Source organism: Novosphingobium sp. PP1Y (genome assembly GCF_000253255.1).
Lineage (GTDB): Bacteria > Pseudomonadota > Alphaproteobacteria > Sphingomonadales > Sphingomonadaceae > Novosphingobium.
The window spans coordinates 2,559,678-2,573,942 of sequence record NC_015580.1 but is presented as its reverse complement, the minus strand read 5'-3'; the positions used below and the strand labels follow the sequence as shown (position 1 = coordinate 2,573,942).

Annotated in this window: 20 protein-coding genes; 15 read left to right on the top strand and 5 right to left on the bottom strand. The window is 63.7% G+C overall.

Going from position 1 to position 14,265, the window contains the following annotated elements:
• Positions 1 to 253 precede the first annotated feature (253 nt).
• The 5 genes from PP1Y_RS18165 to PP1Y_RS18145 all read right to left on the bottom strand — a co-directional run bounded on the left by PP1Y_RS18165 (position 254) and on the right by PP1Y_RS18145 (position 2,955).
• Positions 254 to 529: an HU family DNA-binding protein gene (locus PP1Y_RS18165; RefSeq protein ID WP_013833533.1), complete on the bottom strand. Its 276-nt coding sequence runs from the start codon at positions 527 to 529 to the stop codon at positions 254 to 256.
• Positions 530 to 581: 52 nt separating this feature from the next.
• Positions 582 to 1,067, bottom strand: a complete 486-nt coding sequence (locus tag PP1Y_RS18160) for a MucR family transcriptional regulator (protein ID WP_013833532.1) — start codon at positions 1,065 to 1,067, stop codon at positions 582 to 584.
• A gap of 139 nt (positions 1,068 to 1,206) precedes the next feature.
• Positions 1,207 to 1,992, bottom strand: coding sequence for a MarR family transcriptional regulator (locus tag PP1Y_RS25835; protein WP_148275008.1), 786 nt, complete (start codon positions 1,990 to 1,992; stop codon positions 1,207 to 1,209).
• Positions 1,967 to 2,368: a helix-turn-helix domain-containing protein gene (locus tag PP1Y_RS18150; RefSeq protein ID WP_232512442.1), complete on the bottom strand. Its 402-nt coding sequence runs from the start codon at positions 2,366 to 2,368 to the stop codon at positions 1,967 to 1,969. Before PP1Y_RS18150 ends, PP1Y_RS25835 begins: the two co-directional genes overlap by 26 nt.
• A gap of 110 nt (positions 2,369 to 2,478) precedes the next feature.
• On the bottom strand, positions 2,479 to 2,955 hold the full coding sequence (locus PP1Y_RS18145) for a hypothetical protein (RefSeq protein WP_013833529.1): 477 nt from the start codon (positions 2,953 to 2,955) through the stop codon (positions 2,479 to 2,481).
• Positions 2,956 to 3,253: 298 nt separating this feature from the next.
• Here PP1Y_RS18145 and PP1Y_RS18140 point away from each other — a divergent pair, with 298 nt between their 5' ends.
• The 15 genes from PP1Y_RS18140 to PP1Y_RS25830 all read left to right on the top strand — a co-directional run bounded on the left by PP1Y_RS18140 (position 3,254) and on the right by PP1Y_RS25830 (position 14,243).
• A complete protein-coding gene (locus tag PP1Y_RS18140) occupies positions 3,254 to 3,523 on the top strand; it encodes a hypothetical protein (RefSeq protein ID WP_041558986.1) in 270 nt (89 codons plus the stop codon).
• On the top strand, positions 3,507 to 4,319 hold the full coding sequence (locus tag PP1Y_RS18135; protein WP_013833528.1) for a DsbC family protein: 813 nt from the start codon (positions 3,507 to 3,509) through the stop codon (positions 4,317 to 4,319). Before PP1Y_RS18140 ends, PP1Y_RS18135 begins: the two co-directional genes overlap by 17 nt.
• 201 nt (positions 4,320 to 4,520) lie before the next feature.
• The gene (locus PP1Y_RS18130; RefSeq protein ID WP_013833527.1) at positions 4,521 to 4,835 is read left to right on the top strand and encodes a hypothetical protein; all 315 of its coding nucleotides are present in this window, start codon (positions 4,521 to 4,523) and stop codon (positions 4,833 to 4,835) included.
• 130 nt (positions 4,836 to 4,965) lie between these two features.
• Positions 4,966 to 5,232, top strand: a complete 267-nt coding sequence (locus tag PP1Y_RS18125) for a type IV conjugative transfer system protein TraL (RefSeq protein WP_013833526.1) — start codon at positions 4,966 to 4,968, stop codon at positions 5,230 to 5,232.
• Between the two features lie 8 nt (positions 5,233 to 5,240).
• Positions 5,241 to 5,879, top strand: a complete 639-nt coding sequence (locus PP1Y_RS18120) for a TraE/TraK family type IV conjugative transfer system protein (RefSeq protein ID WP_013833525.1) — start codon at positions 5,241 to 5,243, stop codon at positions 5,877 to 5,879.
• Positions 5,863 to 6,660, top strand: coding sequence for a type-F conjugative transfer system secretin TraK (locus PP1Y_RS18115; RefSeq protein ID WP_041558985.1), 798 nt, complete (start codon positions 5,863 to 5,865; stop codon positions 6,658 to 6,660). Before PP1Y_RS18120 ends, PP1Y_RS18115 begins: the two co-directional genes overlap by 17 nt.
• Complete coding sequence (locus tag PP1Y_RS18110) at positions 6,657 to 7,982, top strand: TraB/VirB10 family protein (protein ID WP_041558984.1); 1,326 nt, start codon at positions 6,657 to 6,659, stop codon at positions 7,980 to 7,982. The genes PP1Y_RS18115 and PP1Y_RS18110 overlap by 4 nt, the downstream gene beginning before the upstream one ends.
• 41 nt (positions 7,983 to 8,023) lie before the next feature.
• Positions 8,024 to 8,692, top strand: a complete 669-nt coding sequence (locus PP1Y_RS18105; RefSeq protein ID WP_041558983.1) for a TraV family lipoprotein — start codon at positions 8,024 to 8,026, stop codon at positions 8,690 to 8,692.
• Positions 8,689 to 11,229 (top strand): TraC family protein, encoded by a 2,541-nt coding sequence (locus PP1Y_RS18100; protein WP_013833521.1) that lies wholly within the window; start codon positions 8,689 to 8,691, stop codon positions 11,227 to 11,229. The genes PP1Y_RS18105 and PP1Y_RS18100 overlap by 4 nt, the downstream gene beginning before the upstream one ends.
• The gene (locus tag PP1Y_RS18095) at positions 11,229 to 11,555 is read left to right on the top strand and encodes a hypothetical protein (RefSeq protein ID WP_041558982.1); all 327 of its coding nucleotides are present in this window, start codon (positions 11,229 to 11,231) and stop codon (positions 11,553 to 11,555) included. The genes PP1Y_RS18100 and PP1Y_RS18095 overlap by 1 nt, the downstream gene beginning before the upstream one ends.
• Positions 11,552 to 11,947, top strand: a complete 396-nt coding sequence (locus tag PP1Y_RS18090; protein ID WP_041558981.1) for a hypothetical protein — start codon at positions 11,552 to 11,554, stop codon at positions 11,945 to 11,947. Before PP1Y_RS18095 ends, PP1Y_RS18090 begins: the two co-directional genes overlap by 4 nt.
• Positions 11,944 to 12,180, top strand: coding sequence for a hypothetical protein (locus tag PP1Y_RS18085; RefSeq protein WP_065762434.1), 237 nt, complete (start codon positions 11,944 to 11,946; stop codon positions 12,178 to 12,180). Before PP1Y_RS18090 ends, PP1Y_RS18085 begins: the two co-directional genes overlap by 4 nt.
• 76 nt (positions 12,181 to 12,256) lie before the next feature.
• Positions 12,257 to 12,883: a conjugal transfer protein TraW gene (locus PP1Y_RS18080; RefSeq protein WP_013833520.1), complete on the top strand. Its 627-nt coding sequence runs from the start codon at positions 12,257 to 12,259 to the stop codon at positions 12,881 to 12,883.
• Entirely contained in the window at positions 12,880 to 13,896 is a 1,017-nt protein-coding gene (locus PP1Y_RS18075) for a TraU family protein (RefSeq protein WP_013833519.1), read from the top strand. The genes PP1Y_RS18080 and PP1Y_RS18075 overlap by 4 nt, the downstream gene beginning before the upstream one ends.
• Positions 13,893 to 14,243, top strand: coding sequence for a hypothetical protein (locus PP1Y_RS25830; protein WP_067737012.1), 351 nt, complete (start codon positions 13,893 to 13,895; stop codon positions 14,241 to 14,243). Before PP1Y_RS18075 ends, PP1Y_RS25830 begins: the two co-directional genes overlap by 4 nt.
• The last annotated feature ends 22 nt before the right edge of the window (positions 14,244 to 14,265 follow it).

Here is a 14,265-nt window from a genome sequence, read left to right as displayed (position 1 = left end):
TTGCACCGACAGGTTTCCTTCCGAAACCCTGCCGAACGGCCATGAAGCACTTTGATGATATGGAAATCGGCAGACCGCGTGAAGGACGATTTGCCGCACTCGATTGCCGCAGCCGTTATGATGGCGAACTCGTTACGAGAATGGAAATTGCGCCAGCGACGATAGAAATCGTAAATGACGACAGCCCCCCGTCGGGGACGGGAGGCTGCTTGCGCGACGACGGTTGCCGAAGGTCAAGAGTCGGTGCGAAGGATCATCCGTTAAGTTTGTCCTTCACCGCCTTCGCTGCCGAGAAGGTCAGCTTCCTGGAGGCCGCGATCATTATTGTCTCGCCATTGGCCGGGTTACGGCCTTCGCGTGCCGGAGTATGCTTCACCTTGAACTTCCCGAACGCATTCAAAGCGACCTCTTCACCACGCGCCGCGGCTTCGCCGATCGAGACAAACACGGAATCGACGATCTTGCGGGCATCCGCCTTGGTAAGATCGTTGGCGGTGGCGACCAGTTCGGCGAGTTCGGCATTGTTCATCAAATTTCTCCAGTCGGTGGTGATCCAGAGGCCCAGGAATGACGAGCGTTCCTCAGCCTTGAAAAGGAGTAGCGGATAGTTTCTTGCGGGGTGCCTTCGCCATCGGCGCGGGCGGTGCTTTCGCTGCAACCTTACCCGGCTTGCGGCCAAGGCCGATCTTCTTCGCCAGCGCGCGCCGCCGCTCGGCATAGTCGGGCGCGACCATGGGATAGTCGGTCGGCAGGTTCCACTTGGCGCGGTACTGGTCAGGCGTCAGCTGGTAATGCGTCATCAGATGGCGCTTGAGCATCTTCAGTTTCTTGCCGTCCTCGAGGCAGACAATGTAGTCCGGCTTGACCGATCGCCTGATCGAAACCGCTGGCTCCTGTTCAGCCGCTGCAGGTTCATCCGCGGCACCCAGTCCAGCAAGCGAGGCATGAACGTTGACAATCAACGCCGGCACATCGGCAATAGACAAATTATTGTTGGAAACATGCGCGGAAACGATATCGGCTGTTAGAGCGAGCAGGTCGAGGGCGGCAACCGGCTGATTGTCCATCTATCGGGATCCTTCCGTTTAGGGCGGCGCATAAAAGAATACTCACCGAGCCTCTATCGCCCGCAATAAGTGTTGAAAAGATTGCCGCACAAATATCCCTGATGAGTTTCCGCACGGTTCTACGAGATTTGTGGGTAGTTCATCCTGAAGGCTCGAGCATGATCTGCGTCGATGAAGCCCCATGGCCGATCAATCTGGCAAGGTAATTCTCCATCAGTTCCTTGGCCCAGGGGCTCAGTCGGATGTGGACGCGGCGGGCGTCGGTCGGATCCCTTTCCCGGACCAGAAATCCCGAGCGAGTCATGTTCTTCGCCCAGCGGATGGCTGTGCTGTGCGGGACGCGTGCGGCTACGGCGAGGCTGGAAATCTGCACGCTCTCGCCCTTGGCTTCGGCCGTGTAGAGATCGAGCAAAATGTCCCAGGCGGGTTCGGCAAACATCTCGGAACCGAACATTTCTTCCCGCAAGCGGCGGGCCTTCAGCCACCAGTTCGCTATCCGAAGCCCCGTGGCGTGAACCTCATCCTCATCTGCGGTGCCTGCTGAACCAGTTCCTTCGAGCATGAATGCGTGCTGCCGGTGCGGCCGACTCTCACCCTCCAGGTCATCGTGGGCCACCGGATGCCCCGGTGATGTGCTCGAAGTCCAACAATCCCGTGCGGATCGACTGCGTTGCGCCATTATCGGAAGCGCCAGAAAATTCATTTGCCGCAGGCGGCCAGTTTCGCACCATGGATGAAACTCCTCGCAGATTGATAAATGTGACTTCTGCGCCCGAAGCTCGAACGATGGCCGTTTCTCATGTGACCTTTCCGCCCTATATTTTTGAGATTTGTTGGCAAATTCTTCGTGCGGGATGGCCTGCGATTTGGGCCATGCCGCAATCGCGACCGGCCCGGTTTCATCTCTGTTCCGCAAGAAGGTCATCGCTTCCGCCGTCGAAAAGTGTCTTGCGCATGTCGGCAATGTTCTGATCGACGATGAACTGAAGCCAGCGGCGCTCGAGCTCGAAGAGGTTGCCGGCAAGCAGCTGCGGGGCGAACCGCAACCCATGCACCGTGAACAGCAGGGGGATGAAAATGTAGCTCGGCGAAATCCGAAGCGCCGCGGAGCAGCGCAGATGATCGTCGATCTTCGTTTTGGGGTTGCCCGATTCGATCTCTCGGATCCAACTGACGCCAAGACCCACACGCTTTGCCAGCATCGACTGCGTGAGACCTTCGCGTTTGCGTCCATTTTCGATCCTCCGGCCTGACATCTGCTTGATTTCGGCAAGCGACGATGCGTCTGAGCCGGATGCCATGCATTCCTGCGGCATCACCTACTCCTGACTGCAGCTAATCGCCCGCCACGGCAGCTCGACAGTCAGGAATTGGTGTCTGATACACAATTGGTCAATCGAAATTCAGGCCATTATTGCCCGATCGGTCCGAGCTCCGTACGACGTGACCGCAATGTCTTACCGATCTTCAAATAATCGCCCGCTTGACTGAGCATTTCGTCATAGGCGCCAAGGATTGCTTCGGACGGCGCGAGGCGAAACTGCTTCAGCGCAACGATGAACAGCCGCGAATTGAGGGCCGTTGGTCCGCGCCGCTGCGACGCGGGTCCGAGCCGCGCGGCGACCCGCGACATGACATCGGTCAGCGACAGGGGGGCGCCGACGAAGCAGACGCGATCCCCATTGAGCCCTGAATCCCTCAAGGTTTTCAGATCGTCAGCAATGAGCTGCACATCGACGTGATCCAGATAGAGAAGCGCGCAGTAAAGTGTGTTGCCAAAGGGAAGCAGTTCCTTGACGAGATGGCCAAGCCGGCAATGACAGTCGAGGAACAGCTCGACCCCGGCGGGCGACAGTTTCAGTTTGAAGGTTCTCGATACCCTTCCCACCGCGCGACTCGTCCCTTCTCATCTTGCTGAGCCGATCCTCGAATTCCTCCCGCCGGCTCCTCGACCGGGCACATCTACAACGAATTAGTAACCAAAAGCGTAACTCGCTGGCGCTTCGAACGATGACGCAAGCCTAACCGCATGACAATGGCCTGCACCTTGCGGCTTTGAAGTCAAACACACCATTCCTTCTCCCACGAACTGCATCCGATAACGGCTCCCCGCTCGTGGGGTTCCAGAACCGGGTGCACCAACCACGGGCAGGAAGCGGTCAATGTATCGATATCGAAGGATCTGCTTGAGCCTTGCACTGCTGGCGCTTGTGGCGGGCACGGCCGAGGCCCATCCGGCGCGGCACCCCCGACCGGTCGTTCCGCAGCCGCGGCACCCGCGCCTCGTCATCGCCCAGGCTGACGGCGGCTTCTTCATCCGCTGCGAGACACCGCGAGAGCCGCAGAACATCCCATTTCCGCGTGGTGCAATTCCCCTTGGTGCCAGCGTCCACATCGATCGGACGGCGCTTCTCCCCTCCCAACAGAAGGACATCTCCCATGGCGAAACTCGCTAAGTACGGTCAGCTTTATGCCGCGACCTGCGGCCTCGCGCTGCTCCTGGGTGCCAGCGCCGCGCTGGCCGCGCCGGACGGCGACGCCAAGTCCGAAGCCCAAGGTGCGACCAGGGTGCTCAGCGAAGCGGCCGAAGCCGCTCAGCGTCAGCTCCACGAGACGTTCACCAATCTGAAGTTCGAGGATTTCGGGCCGGCGCCGGTCAAGGGTCCGATCTATCAGGCGATCGCGGGCGGGCGGATCCTCTATTACGCGCCGGCAAGCGAGCACATCCTGTTCGCCACCGTCTACGACCGCAACGGCGTCAATGTCACGGCGCTTGCCCAGGAAGCGAGCGCGCGCAAGCGGCTGAAGCTGATCGATCCGGCCAAGGCGCTGGTGATCGGCCCCGATAAGGCGCCGACGGTGATCGAGTTCACCGACCCCGACTGCCCCTATTGCCGCGCGCTGGAAAAGTTCTGGGCGGCGAAGACGGCCGAGGGCAAGCCGGTGCGAAGGCTGGTCTATTTCGTCAGCGGGATTCACCCGGCGGCGGCCGCCAAGGCCGAGCACATCCTGTGCTCGCCCGACCGGGAGGCCGCATTCCACGCCATCTATGCCGGCGCCGCGCCCAAAGAACTGGCAAAATGCGCCGCAGGCGCGACCAAGGTCGCGGCCGATGCCGAGATCGTGCGCGAAATAGGCGTCGCTGGCACGCCGACGCTGATCGTCAACGGCAAGCTCATTTCGGGTTTCCAGCAGGCCGAGCTCGAGGCCTTCCTCGACGGCAAGAAGGGGAGCGTCGATGCCGCGCGCTGACGGGCGGCGCGGCGCCGCTCGCCGCAACCCATCCTACATGGCGGACGCCTGTCCTCCGGCCGAGCGGCCGGGTCCGGGCGGACCGGAATGCCGGCGCTCGCGGCCAGCTTGGAGCCGCCCACCGCGCGCGTCGGCCGACAGCGATCTTCATCGATGCCGGCAGGCAGAAATTCGGGTGGCTTCACCAACCGGAGTAGCAAGATGATCAAGACACTTCGCAGTCACGCACTGGGGATCGCCAATCTCGGCGTCCCTTTGGCCGTCCTCGCGCTGGCGAGCACCAGCGCCCATGCCTTCACCGCGCCAGCGGCGGGCGACCTCGGCTACGACATCTACGACATTGTCGTGAACAAGGGGGTCAAGGGTCCGCTCGGCTTTGTCGGCGGCGTCGCGGCCTTTCTGTTCGGTGTCAGCCGCCTGTTTTCGAACGTCATGGTCGGCATCCCGACCATCGTCGCCGCGGTCTGCCTGATCAAGTCGGACACCATCCTCCAGACCTTCGGCATGGTGATCTGATCCACGAGGGACGCTCCGGCTCCCGATGTGGAGCGGAATCCGGAGCGCCCTGACACGAGCTGGAGGCCGATGGTCGGCCTTCGGAAATGACCCCTGACGACGGGTGTCATGAAGCAGGAGGAGAAGGGCATTGGACGAGCGTCTGCCCCAGTATCTGCACGGCCCGGTCCAGATCCTCTGGTTTGGCTCGGACGAGTTCATCCTGGTGATGTCGACCATCTTCGTCGCGGTCATCGTCGGCGGACTGGTCGGCTGGACGCTCATCGGCGCCCTTCTCCTTTTCATTCCCTGGAAGCGATCGAAGCCGCGCGGGTTTCTCTCGCACCTCGCCTGGCGCTGGGGGCTGGTCGCTTTCCGTCACTATCCGGGTCCGACCCAGACCCGCTTCTTCGAGTGAGGACGCCCATGCCCTTTCTCAAATTCCGCAAGCGGTCAGACGAGGATCCCCTGGCGGGAAAGCCCGCGAGCTACGGCCTCCATCGCTACCTGCAGGGCTCGGCGAACCTCTTCGAGGAGAACCGGCTCCTGAAGTTCGCGATTGCAGGGATGTTCGGCGTGAGCGCGGTGCTCGGTACGCTGATCTACACCACCAACCAGAACCAGCGCACGGTGATCGTGCCATTCGGGGCAGGTGGCGATCTCTATGTGACCGGCAATACGCCCTCGGCCGCGTATCTCAGAACCATGACCCGCAACATCGTTAGTCTGTCGGGCACCTATTCGGCCTACAGCGCCGACAAGCAGTTCCAGGAACTGCTGAGCCTCGCCCATCCCAGCGCCTACAACGCCATGCGCGACAGCTTCAACGGCATTCTCGACGAGCTGGCCGACAATCCGACGCTGTCGATCGCGACGTATATTCGCCCCGACCAGCCCGTCACTTGGGACAAGACCGACATCGTCGTGCCTGTCGAGAAGGTCCGCGTCATTGGCGGGGTGATCCGCAAGTTCCGCGGCAATCTCCATATCGGTTACGCGATCGACAATGGCCGCTTCTGGCTCACCAGGCTCACAGAGGAAAATTTCGATGCCGAAACCCGGTAAACGGCGGCGCACAAGCGCCTGCCCGGCGGTGCTGCTCACCGCCTTGATCCTGACGCCCACCGCGCCCGCTATGGCTCAAGCGCCAAATCAGCCGATCATCGCGCTACCCGATCAGACGAGCAGCATTCGCCTGTCCAATCGTGACATCAACCATGTGATCTGCGAGGGCGGCGAAATCGAGGACGTCAAGTTCTCGGCGGAAAAGGCGATCGCGGTCGAGAAAGCCGGGGCGGACGCCTGGATCAAGTTCCTGGTCAAGGAGACCGATGACTCCGGGCAGGTCACGCGCAGCTATGTGACGACCCCGTCCGAATTCTTCATCTCATGCAACGGAGCGATCTACCCGCTCTACGCCGAACCTTCGGACATTCCGGCGCAGACGGTGACGCTGGCGCCGGGCGCGAGCCAACGGGCCAAGGCGAATGCCGACCTGTTGGGGCCGCTGGTCGAGGAAGACCGCGCGGTTTCGATCACGCTGGCGCTGCTGCAGGACCGGGTGCCAGCGAGCTTTGCCGAAGTCGCGCCGCGCAGCGACAGCATGATCCTGGCCGGACTTCCCGCCGCGAGGCTTAGCGAGCGCCGCCGCGTGGCGATCGAAGGCGCGGGGCTGTCGGCATCGGAGTATCTGGTCACCGCCGGTGCCGACGTGGTGCTGGATGAGCGGGCGTTCCTCGACCGCGCGCTCGGCGCCAACATCTTCGCTGTCTCGCTTGACCGGCTGTCGCTGAAAGCCGGCGAGACCGCGCGGCTCATTGTTGTGCGCCGGGGAGAAGAGCAATGAGCGCCGACGACAAGCCCGCAGATGAGGGCGCTCGCTCGCCGAGCACCGAAGCGCCCGGCGCGGAGCATTCGTATCGCGCACATTTGGCGCAGCAGGCCTTGGCCGATGGCAAGCAGGCGCGCCTGCCCGCATTTGCCGACTGGAAGACCCGCTGGGACGCGCTCGGTTCGACCGCGAGGCTGAGGGTCAAGCAAGCGGCACTCGCGGGCACGATCGCGGTTCTGGGCGGTGGTCTTTACCTGGCAAGCCGCGGCGATGCACCTGAGAAGGTCGCGCCTGCTGCATCCAAGCTCGACATGGGTGCGGGGCTGCGCGGCGACAGTCTCGAGGAGAAGCTGCGCGGCGATTTCAAGAAGATCCTCGACGGCCAGCAGCTGCTCGGCGACCGGGTGACCGCGATCGAGGAAGGCAAGGTCGTGCCGCATGGTGCGGCTGTAGCTGGCGAGGATAACGATAGCGGGGCTCTGCCGCCCGCACTGCCTGGAGCGGCACCGCCCTTCCCGCCCTCGCCATCCGAAGCCGATACGGCCTTGCCTTCGGCGCCCATCCCGCCGGTGCCTCCGGCGGCGCCGCCGGCACCGCCAGTTGAGAAAGTCGTTGGTTCGATCGGCGCGGCAACCAGTCCGGTCATTCCGAAGGACGGTGCGGGAAATGCCGCAGACTCGAAAAAAAAGAATCGGACGATCTATTTGCCGCCTGGTTTCATGAAGGCGCGGCTGCTGACGGGGGTGGACGCGCTGGCGAGCCGGGACGCGACCTCGAATCCGGAACCGATCATCGCCCGCGTCCAGGCGCCCGCCGTGCTCCCCAATGATGTCAAGGCGAACCTTTCGGGCTGTTTCGTCATCGGCAATGCGACCGGCAGCCTCGCCAAGGAGCGCGTCGAGGTCCAGCTGGTCTCGCTGTCCTGCGTCGATTTCGACGAACACTCGGTGGTCGATCAGCCGGTCAAGGGCTTCTTCGTCGACGCCGACGGCAAGAAGGGCCTGTCGGGCCGGGTGGTGACTCGCGCCGGCGCGGCGCTGGCGCGAAGCTTCCTCGCCGGCACCATCAGCGGCATCAGCCAGTCGGTCGAGAACACTTTCGGTTCGACCTCGACCTCGGCGCTCGGCACGGTGCGCACGCTCGATGCGGGCGATGCGGCCAAGACCGGTATCGCCGGGGGGCTTTCCAAGTCCTCGGACAAGCTGACCGACTTCTACCTCGACCTTGCGCGTCAGGCCGGACCGATCGTCGAGGTCGGCGCTGCCAAGGAGGTCGTCGTGGTCATTCAGGAGGGCGTCACCCTCGAGATCAAGCCCAGCGTGGAAAGTCACTTCTGATGCCCCGTCTTCACCCTCACCCCCAATTCGGAGATTCGCTCATGGACATTCCCGTGTCCGCCGTGCGGCGACGCCAACGCCGTCCACACATGCTGCTGCTCGTCGCCGCGGCGCTGCCGCTCTCAGCCTGTGCGACGATCGGTTCGGTCATGTCGCCCTATTCCGAGAAATTCTCGTGCAAGAACCCCGACCACGGCCAATGCATTCACCCCGAGAAGGCCTATGAAGATGCCGTGGCGGGGCGTCCACCGCGCTCCGATTCCGCCGTCACCCGCGACAGGAAACTGCTGCGCAAGGCGAAGTCGGCTTCGGTCGAGGCCATGGCGTCCGGTGCGAAACGCACAGCGCAGGCACGCGGCAAACCAGGGCCGAGCGCCTTTGCCGGCTATCGCGACAGTGTCTACCGCGAGCTCCAGGGGCTGATCGACCAGCCCGAAACGCCGATGCTGAAACCTGCCCAAGCGGTGCGCACGCTGATCCTGCCCTATGCCGACCGGCAGCGGCCCGACCGGCTCTACATGCCGCGCTATGTCTATTCGATCCTCGACAAGCCCTCCTGGGTGGTTGGCGGCTATCTGGTCGAACCTGTTTCGCCAGCCAGCCAGCTCCCGGTGCTGGGGCAACTGCGCGAGAAGGCGACTGGCAATATCGATCCGCCTGCCACCGTGCCCGCCCCCGCTCTCGCTCCGGTCAAGGAGCCGAAGCGGTGAGCGCGGGTTCCAACGACACCGGCGGCCTCAGCTTCGCCGCGCTTCGGCGCCATGTCGCGCGCGATTCCTATTCGGACCATCTGCCGCTGGTCGCCTGGGTCGAAGAGGAGGAAGCCTTCCTCACCATTGACGACGGTTGGGGTTATGCTTGGGAGCTGGTGCCTTCGGCCTATATGTTCTCCCATGTTCACAGTGCCTTGCTCGGGCTTCTCAACATCCATTTTGAGCCGGGCACGGTGCTTCAGACTATGAGCTTTGCCGACCCGCTGATCACCGATGCGCTCGACAGCTACCTCGATCTCAAGACTCGCGACGACCCGTTGATCCAGGCTTCCGCCCGGCGCACCTACGACTATCTTCAGGGCGGAACGCGGGGATTGCGTGCCCTCCACGGCATTCCGATCCGGAATTTCCGCACGATCCTTGCCGTCAAGACCCGCAAACCTCTGGGATCCGACATAAGGCGTCAGATCGAAGAGCAGCTCGCCAAGCTCGGCATCGTTTCCCTGCCGCCCGAGGAGATCATGGCCTTCTACCGCCGGGTGTTCAACGGCGTGTTCGAGGCAGCGCCCGGCAGTTTTGTGGGCGGGTCCGCCGACGGCAGCGTGCCCAGGCCCTTGCGCAAGCAGATCATCGATGCCGGACCAGACCTCCTGTTCGAAGGCCCCGAGGTTTTCCTCGGCAACCAGGTCGCGCGCTGCCTCACCCCCAAGGCGCCGGCACGGCGGATAAGCGCCGAGCGCGCCAATCGCCTCACAGGCGGCATGCGCGGGAGCGCCGAGGACAGCGACCAGATCGGCGGGCCGTTCCTCTACACGCTCAATGTCCTGTTCGACCACTCGGCCTTCGAGATCCACAAGCGCGCGCAGATCCTCTCGGCGCAGAAAGCGGCGGGCTCTTTCGCGGTCGAGGTCGGCAAGCAGATCGAGGAGATCGGTTGGGTCCTGGACGAAGCCGGCAACAGCCGATTCGTGCGCGTCATCCCTTGTGTTTGGGTGTTCGGCCGAAACCGCGCCCAGGCGCGCGAAATGGCCGCACGTGCCAAGCGGCTGTGGGAATCGGAGCCCCTCCCCTTCATGATGCAGGAGGAGAGCTACCTCAACCCGATCCTGTTGCCGATGAGCCTGCCCTTCGGGCTCTATCCCGACGGCAAGACATTGAGGATGCTCGAACGCGATTTCCGCATGCCGGTCAAGGCCGCGGTGCTGATGGCGCCGATCCAGACCGATTTTCGCGGGGGCGGCCGTCCGGCGCTGCTCTATACGGGGCGCAAGGGCCAGCTCATCACGCTCGACCTCTTCGACCAGCGCATCAACAATTACAACTTCATCGTCTCGGCTGAAAGCGGCGCGGGCAAGAGCTTCCTGCTCAACAACCTGTGCCAGCAATATTACGCGTCCGGCGCGCTCATCCGCATCATCGACATCGGCGGCTCGTACCGGAAGCTCTGCACGCTGTGCTCGGGCCGCTATATCGACATCGGCGAGGAGCGCCTCGTTCTCAACCCCTTCGACATGGGACTGGCGCTCGACGGCGAGGACAGGCAGTCGGCAATTGCCATGGCGGTCGCGATCGTCGCCGAGATGGCCAATGCCGCGACGCGCAAGGGCGTCTCGACCTCGGAATGGAACCTGCTCAAGTCGGCCGTCCAGTGGACAATCGATACGGGCCGAGCCGAGGACGGGATCGACGCGGTGCGCGACTGGCTCGGCGCCTATCCCGCCCAGACCATGAGCGATCTCGACCGGGTCGATCATCTCGTGCCGGTCGCGCGCGAGCTTGCCTTCAACCTGAGGGATTTCGCCTCGGACGGCGCCTATGGGCATTATTTCAACGGACCCTCGAGCCTCGACATCTCCCGCGACGAATTCGTGGTGCTCGAACTCGAGCGTCTCAAGAACATGCCCGACCTCTTCAACGTCGTCGTGATGGTGGTGGTGAACGCCGTCACCCAGGAGCTCTACCTCTCTGGCCGCGACCGACCGCGTTTCGTGCTCTGCGACGAAGCCGCGCAGTTCATGACCAGGACCGAAGGGCAGGATCTCTCGCGGCTCGCCGAAGCCTTCGGCCAGGGCTACCGCCGCGCGCGCAAATACCAGGGCAGCTTCGGCATCGTCATGCAGTCGATGAACGACCTGCTACTGTTCGGCGGCACCGGCCAGGTCATTCTCGAGAATGCCGCGACGCGCTTCCTGCTGCAGGGTTCGACTTACGACAAGGCGGTCGAGAACAAGATCCTCGACTACTCGCCCTTCGTGCTCGACCTCCTGAAGTCGGTCCGCAACAACAAGCCCAACTACTCCGAGGTGTTCATCGACAGCCCGCTCGGCCTCGGCATCGCGCGGCTGGTGGTCGATCCCTTCAGCTACTGGATCAACACCTCCGCGCCGACCGAAGTCGCCGCCTTCGAGGCGCTGCTCAGAACCGGCCGCTCGCCGCTCGAGGCGGTGTGCGAACTCGCCGGCGTCGATCCCGCCGAGATCCTTGGGACAAACAGACCGCCCTTCCCCCACATGCCAATGCGGGAGGCGGTGTGATGCGCTTCAAACGCACCCATCCCGACCAGCTTCCGCTCGACTGGAGCAAGGATGCCGAGATCGAGCGCATCATCGAGGCGCGCGTTGCGATCCGCGCCGAAGCTGCGGCGCTGCGCTGGCGGCTCCGGCTGATCCTGATCGAGACCGTGCTGATGGCAAGCCTGGTATTCGTCGCCGGCCTTACCCTCCATCAGCCGACCGCCATGGTGCTGCGCGGAGCAGCGATGGTCGGGGCGGCCTGCCTCATAAGCGGTCTGTTGCTGATTGCGCTCGCCGGGCTCACTGGCCACATGATCGCGCGCTATCGTCGCTGGAGGGGTCAATGAACGGTCCCTCGTCGCTGAACGGCTCGCATCGTCTGCAGGCCTGCCCCTTCGCCGGTCGCCGCCCCGACGAAACGCTCCACGCCTTCCTGCTGCGCCGCCATCAGGAAATGGGCGACGAGATTACCGCGCTCGAAGCGATGGGCGAACGGCAAGCTGCGATGCTTTGGGCCGAGCAGGAGGCGCGCATCGCGCACGAATGTACGCTGCTTGTCGGCCAGGCCTGGATCGCCGCCGCCGTGGCGGGGCTGTTCGGAATCCTTCGTCCGGATGACTGGCTCGGCCTGGTCATTGCCGTCGCGCTCGCGAGCATGATCGGCGGCATCTGCCTCGTTCGCTTGCCATCGGCGCTTTGGCACATGCTTGAGCGCATCCGCGGATGGAGGCGGCGATGAGAGGCATCCTTTCCGCCGCGCCCGGTCCCTCGGCGGTCCGTCTGATAGTCGGCACGCACCTGCCGCTGATCCAGGCCGCGCTGGTGCTGTGGTCATTGCCGCGCGTCGATGTTGCGCTGCGGGTTCTGGTCGCGCTGGTGTTCACAATGGCGCTCGGCGGCCTCGTCGCCGCGATCCATGGAGGTTCGAACGACGATCGCCGGAGCTGCTGGAGGCACGGTCATGGCCGGTAAACTTCCAGCTCGGAACCCGCGCGAACCGCAGCAGGGCTGGGGCGTGGTCAAGTTCCAGTCGGCCACGGTCGCGCTAATGCTCGCGGCTTCCATCATCGCTGCCGCCAGCGCACGTGCCGCGACATCGACGATCGGGCGGACCTGGCCGATCGCCGAGCCCGACGCACTCGCCGAAATCGAGGCACGCACGGCAAAGCTCCCGCCCGATATGCGCGAGAGATTTGGGCCGCGCTCGTCCTGGTCGGCAATGAAGGCGGCGAGCCTGGCGCCCGCAACCCGGAACCAGACCCGCAGCGTCGTACCCTTCTACACGCTCGACACCGATATCCGCCTGCCGACGGGCGACCTGCTCTACCCCAAGGGCTACAGCTTCAATCCGCTCGAATATGTGAAGCTTCCGCAGCGGCTCGTCGTGGTCCATCCGCGCGATCTCGGCTGGGCCCTGAAGACCGCACGGTTGACCGACTTCATCCTGCTCGCGGCGGGCGGAGCGCATGACGACGACGCCATCACGCTTTCCGAGCGGACCGGCCGCGCGATCTATATCCTCGAACCCCGGATCAAGGAGCGGCTTGGCCTGACGGTAGCGCCGGTGATCATCACCCAGGTCGGCACGAGGCTCGAACTCACCGAAGTCCGTCTCGAGAGCACCGCGCGCGGCGCACCGAATATTTCCCAACCCGTTCGGAGGCCCGCGCCATGACCCGATCATGCAGGAAATCCTGGATCGCCGCCGCCTCGCTACTGCTGGCAGGTCTTGGTGTCAGTGCACCGGCGCACGCCTCCTCCTGTCCCACGGGCACAGTATTCAATCCGATCACCAAGGTACGCTGGAACTGCATTTTCCCGATCACCATCGGCGGTGTGCGGATCGGCAGTTTCGACAAGCTCTCGAAGGAATTGGACGCGCAGTCCTCGTCCAAACCCTTGTGCGCCTGCCGCAAAGGCGCGACATTCTGGTTCGGGGTCAAGGTCAGCTTCTGGTCGCCCAACCGGATGGTCGACGTCGTCACTGAGCCCGGCTGCATGATGGCTTTGGGCGCCGATCTGATGCCGACCCACGGCAAGCTCCAGGGTTCGCAAAGTTCGATCTCGGACGGAACGAACACCCGCAAGATGTTCGCGCAGATGCATTATTACATCTCGCCGGTCTGGAAGATGCTCGACATGTTCACGGACCTTCCCTGCCTAGAGGATGACGGGTTCGATGTCGCCCTCATCACCGAGGTGCTGCCGACCTGGCAATCGGGGATCTTGGGCGCGATCATCCAGCCCGAGGGCATATTGTTCGGCAATCCCGCCGCAGGGCTTGCCTGCATGGCCGACAGCGCGGCCGCCGCCGCGGGCAAGGTCATCGATCCCTTGTTCTGGTGCATGGGATCCTGGGGCGCGACCTATCCCATCGCCGGCGATATTCATTTCGACGATTCGGTCGAAGCCTGGGCCGGGCTCGCCGCACGCGGCACCTTCATGATGGGCAGGCTCGGCGCGCTCACCATTTCGTCGAGCGACGGCTGCTCGTTCATTCCGCAGCCGATCTGGACCAAGTCGCGCTACAAGCTCCAGATCATGGAGCCGGTCAAGGGCGGCAAATGCGTCAATATTGGCCGGCCCGGAGCACTGTGGTCTTCGGCCAAGCATGCGCCGGGCAAAGACAATGCCCAGTTCATGCTCTTCGAAAAGGTGATCTGCTGCGCCGGGGTCGCCGTGCCATGAGCTGCCCCGCCCTCACTTTTGTTCGCAAACGTCTCGCGCAAGCCCCGGAATTGCCGTGGTCTGCCCGCCACAGCCAGCAAGGCTGCCAGGGCGCGCGCGAGGCGGGAGCGGCGCCGCCAGCCCCCCATGGCGCCGCTCCAACCCCGGCCAGCACGGTCGTCGATGTGTCACCGCGAGCGTTTCCCCTCTCAGACGCTCGGACACCCATCACGGCCGTGCTGGCCACCTTCGAAGGCGAGGCATTGTTCCATGTGCTCGGCGCTGGCGAGGCCGACTTCAAGACGGGCGACCTGTTCCGCCTGCGCAGGGGATCGCGCCTACGTGCGTCCCGGAGTGCGGGATCTTGAAGAGACCAGCTTTCATCCTCGC

Coding starts and splice junctions, on each gene's coding strand:
- PP1Y_RS18090 (WP_041558981.1), top strand. CDS start 11,552: ATGAACGGTCCCTCGTCGCTGAACGGCTCGCATCGTCTGCAGGCCTGC.
- PP1Y_RS18165 (WP_013833533.1), bottom strand. CDS start 529: ATGAACAATGCCGAACTCGCCGAACTGGTCGCCACCGCCAACGATCTT.
- PP1Y_RS18115 (WP_041558985.1), top strand. CDS start 5,863: ATGCCGAAACCCGGTAAACGGCGGCGCACAAGCGCCTGCCCGGCGGTG.
- PP1Y_RS18135 (WP_013833528.1), top strand. CDS start 3,507: ATGGCGAAACTCGCTAAGTACGGTCAGCTTTATGCCGCGACCTGCGGC.
- PP1Y_RS25835 (WP_148275008.1), bottom strand. CDS start 1,992: ATGACCTTCTTGCGGAACAGAGATGAAACCGGGCCGGTCGCGATTGCG.
- PP1Y_RS18160 (WP_013833532.1), bottom strand. CDS start 1,067: ATGGACAATCAGCCGGTTGCCGCCCTCGACCTGCTCGCTCTAACAGCC.
- PP1Y_RS18120 (WP_013833525.1), top strand. CDS start 5,241: ATGCCCTTTCTCAAATTCCGCAAGCGGTCAGACGAGGATCCCCTGGCG.
- PP1Y_RS18130 (WP_013833527.1), top strand. CDS start 4,521: ATGATCAAGACACTTCGCAGTCACGCACTGGGGATCGCCAATCTCGGC.
- PP1Y_RS18110 (WP_041558984.1), top strand. CDS start 6,657: ATGAGCGCCGACGACAAGCCCGCAGATGAGGGCGCTCGCTCGCCGAGC.
- PP1Y_RS18075 (WP_013833519.1), top strand. CDS start 12,880: ATGACCCGATCATGCAGGAAATCCTGGATCGCCGCCGCCTCGCTACTG.
- PP1Y_RS18105 (WP_041558983.1), top strand. CDS start 8,024: ATGGACATTCCCGTGTCCGCCGTGCGGCGACGCCAACGCCGTCCACAC.
- PP1Y_RS18080 (WP_013833520.1), top strand. CDS start 12,257: ATGCTCGCGGCTTCCATCATCGCTGCCGCCAGCGCACGTGCCGCGACA.
- PP1Y_RS18150 (WP_232512442.1), bottom strand. CDS start 2,368: ATGGCATCCGGCTCAGACGCATCGTCGCTTGCCGAAATCAAGCAGATG.
- PP1Y_RS18095 (WP_041558982.1), top strand. CDS start 11,229: ATGCGCTTCAAACGCACCCATCCCGACCAGCTTCCGCTCGACTGGAGC.
- PP1Y_RS18085 (WP_065762434.1), top strand. CDS start 11,944: ATGAGAGGCATCCTTTCCGCCGCGCCCGGTCCCTCGGCGGTCCGTCTG.
- PP1Y_RS25830 (WP_067737012.1), top strand. CDS start 13,893: ATGAGCTGCCCCGCCCTCACTTTTGTTCGCAAACGTCTCGCGCAAGCC.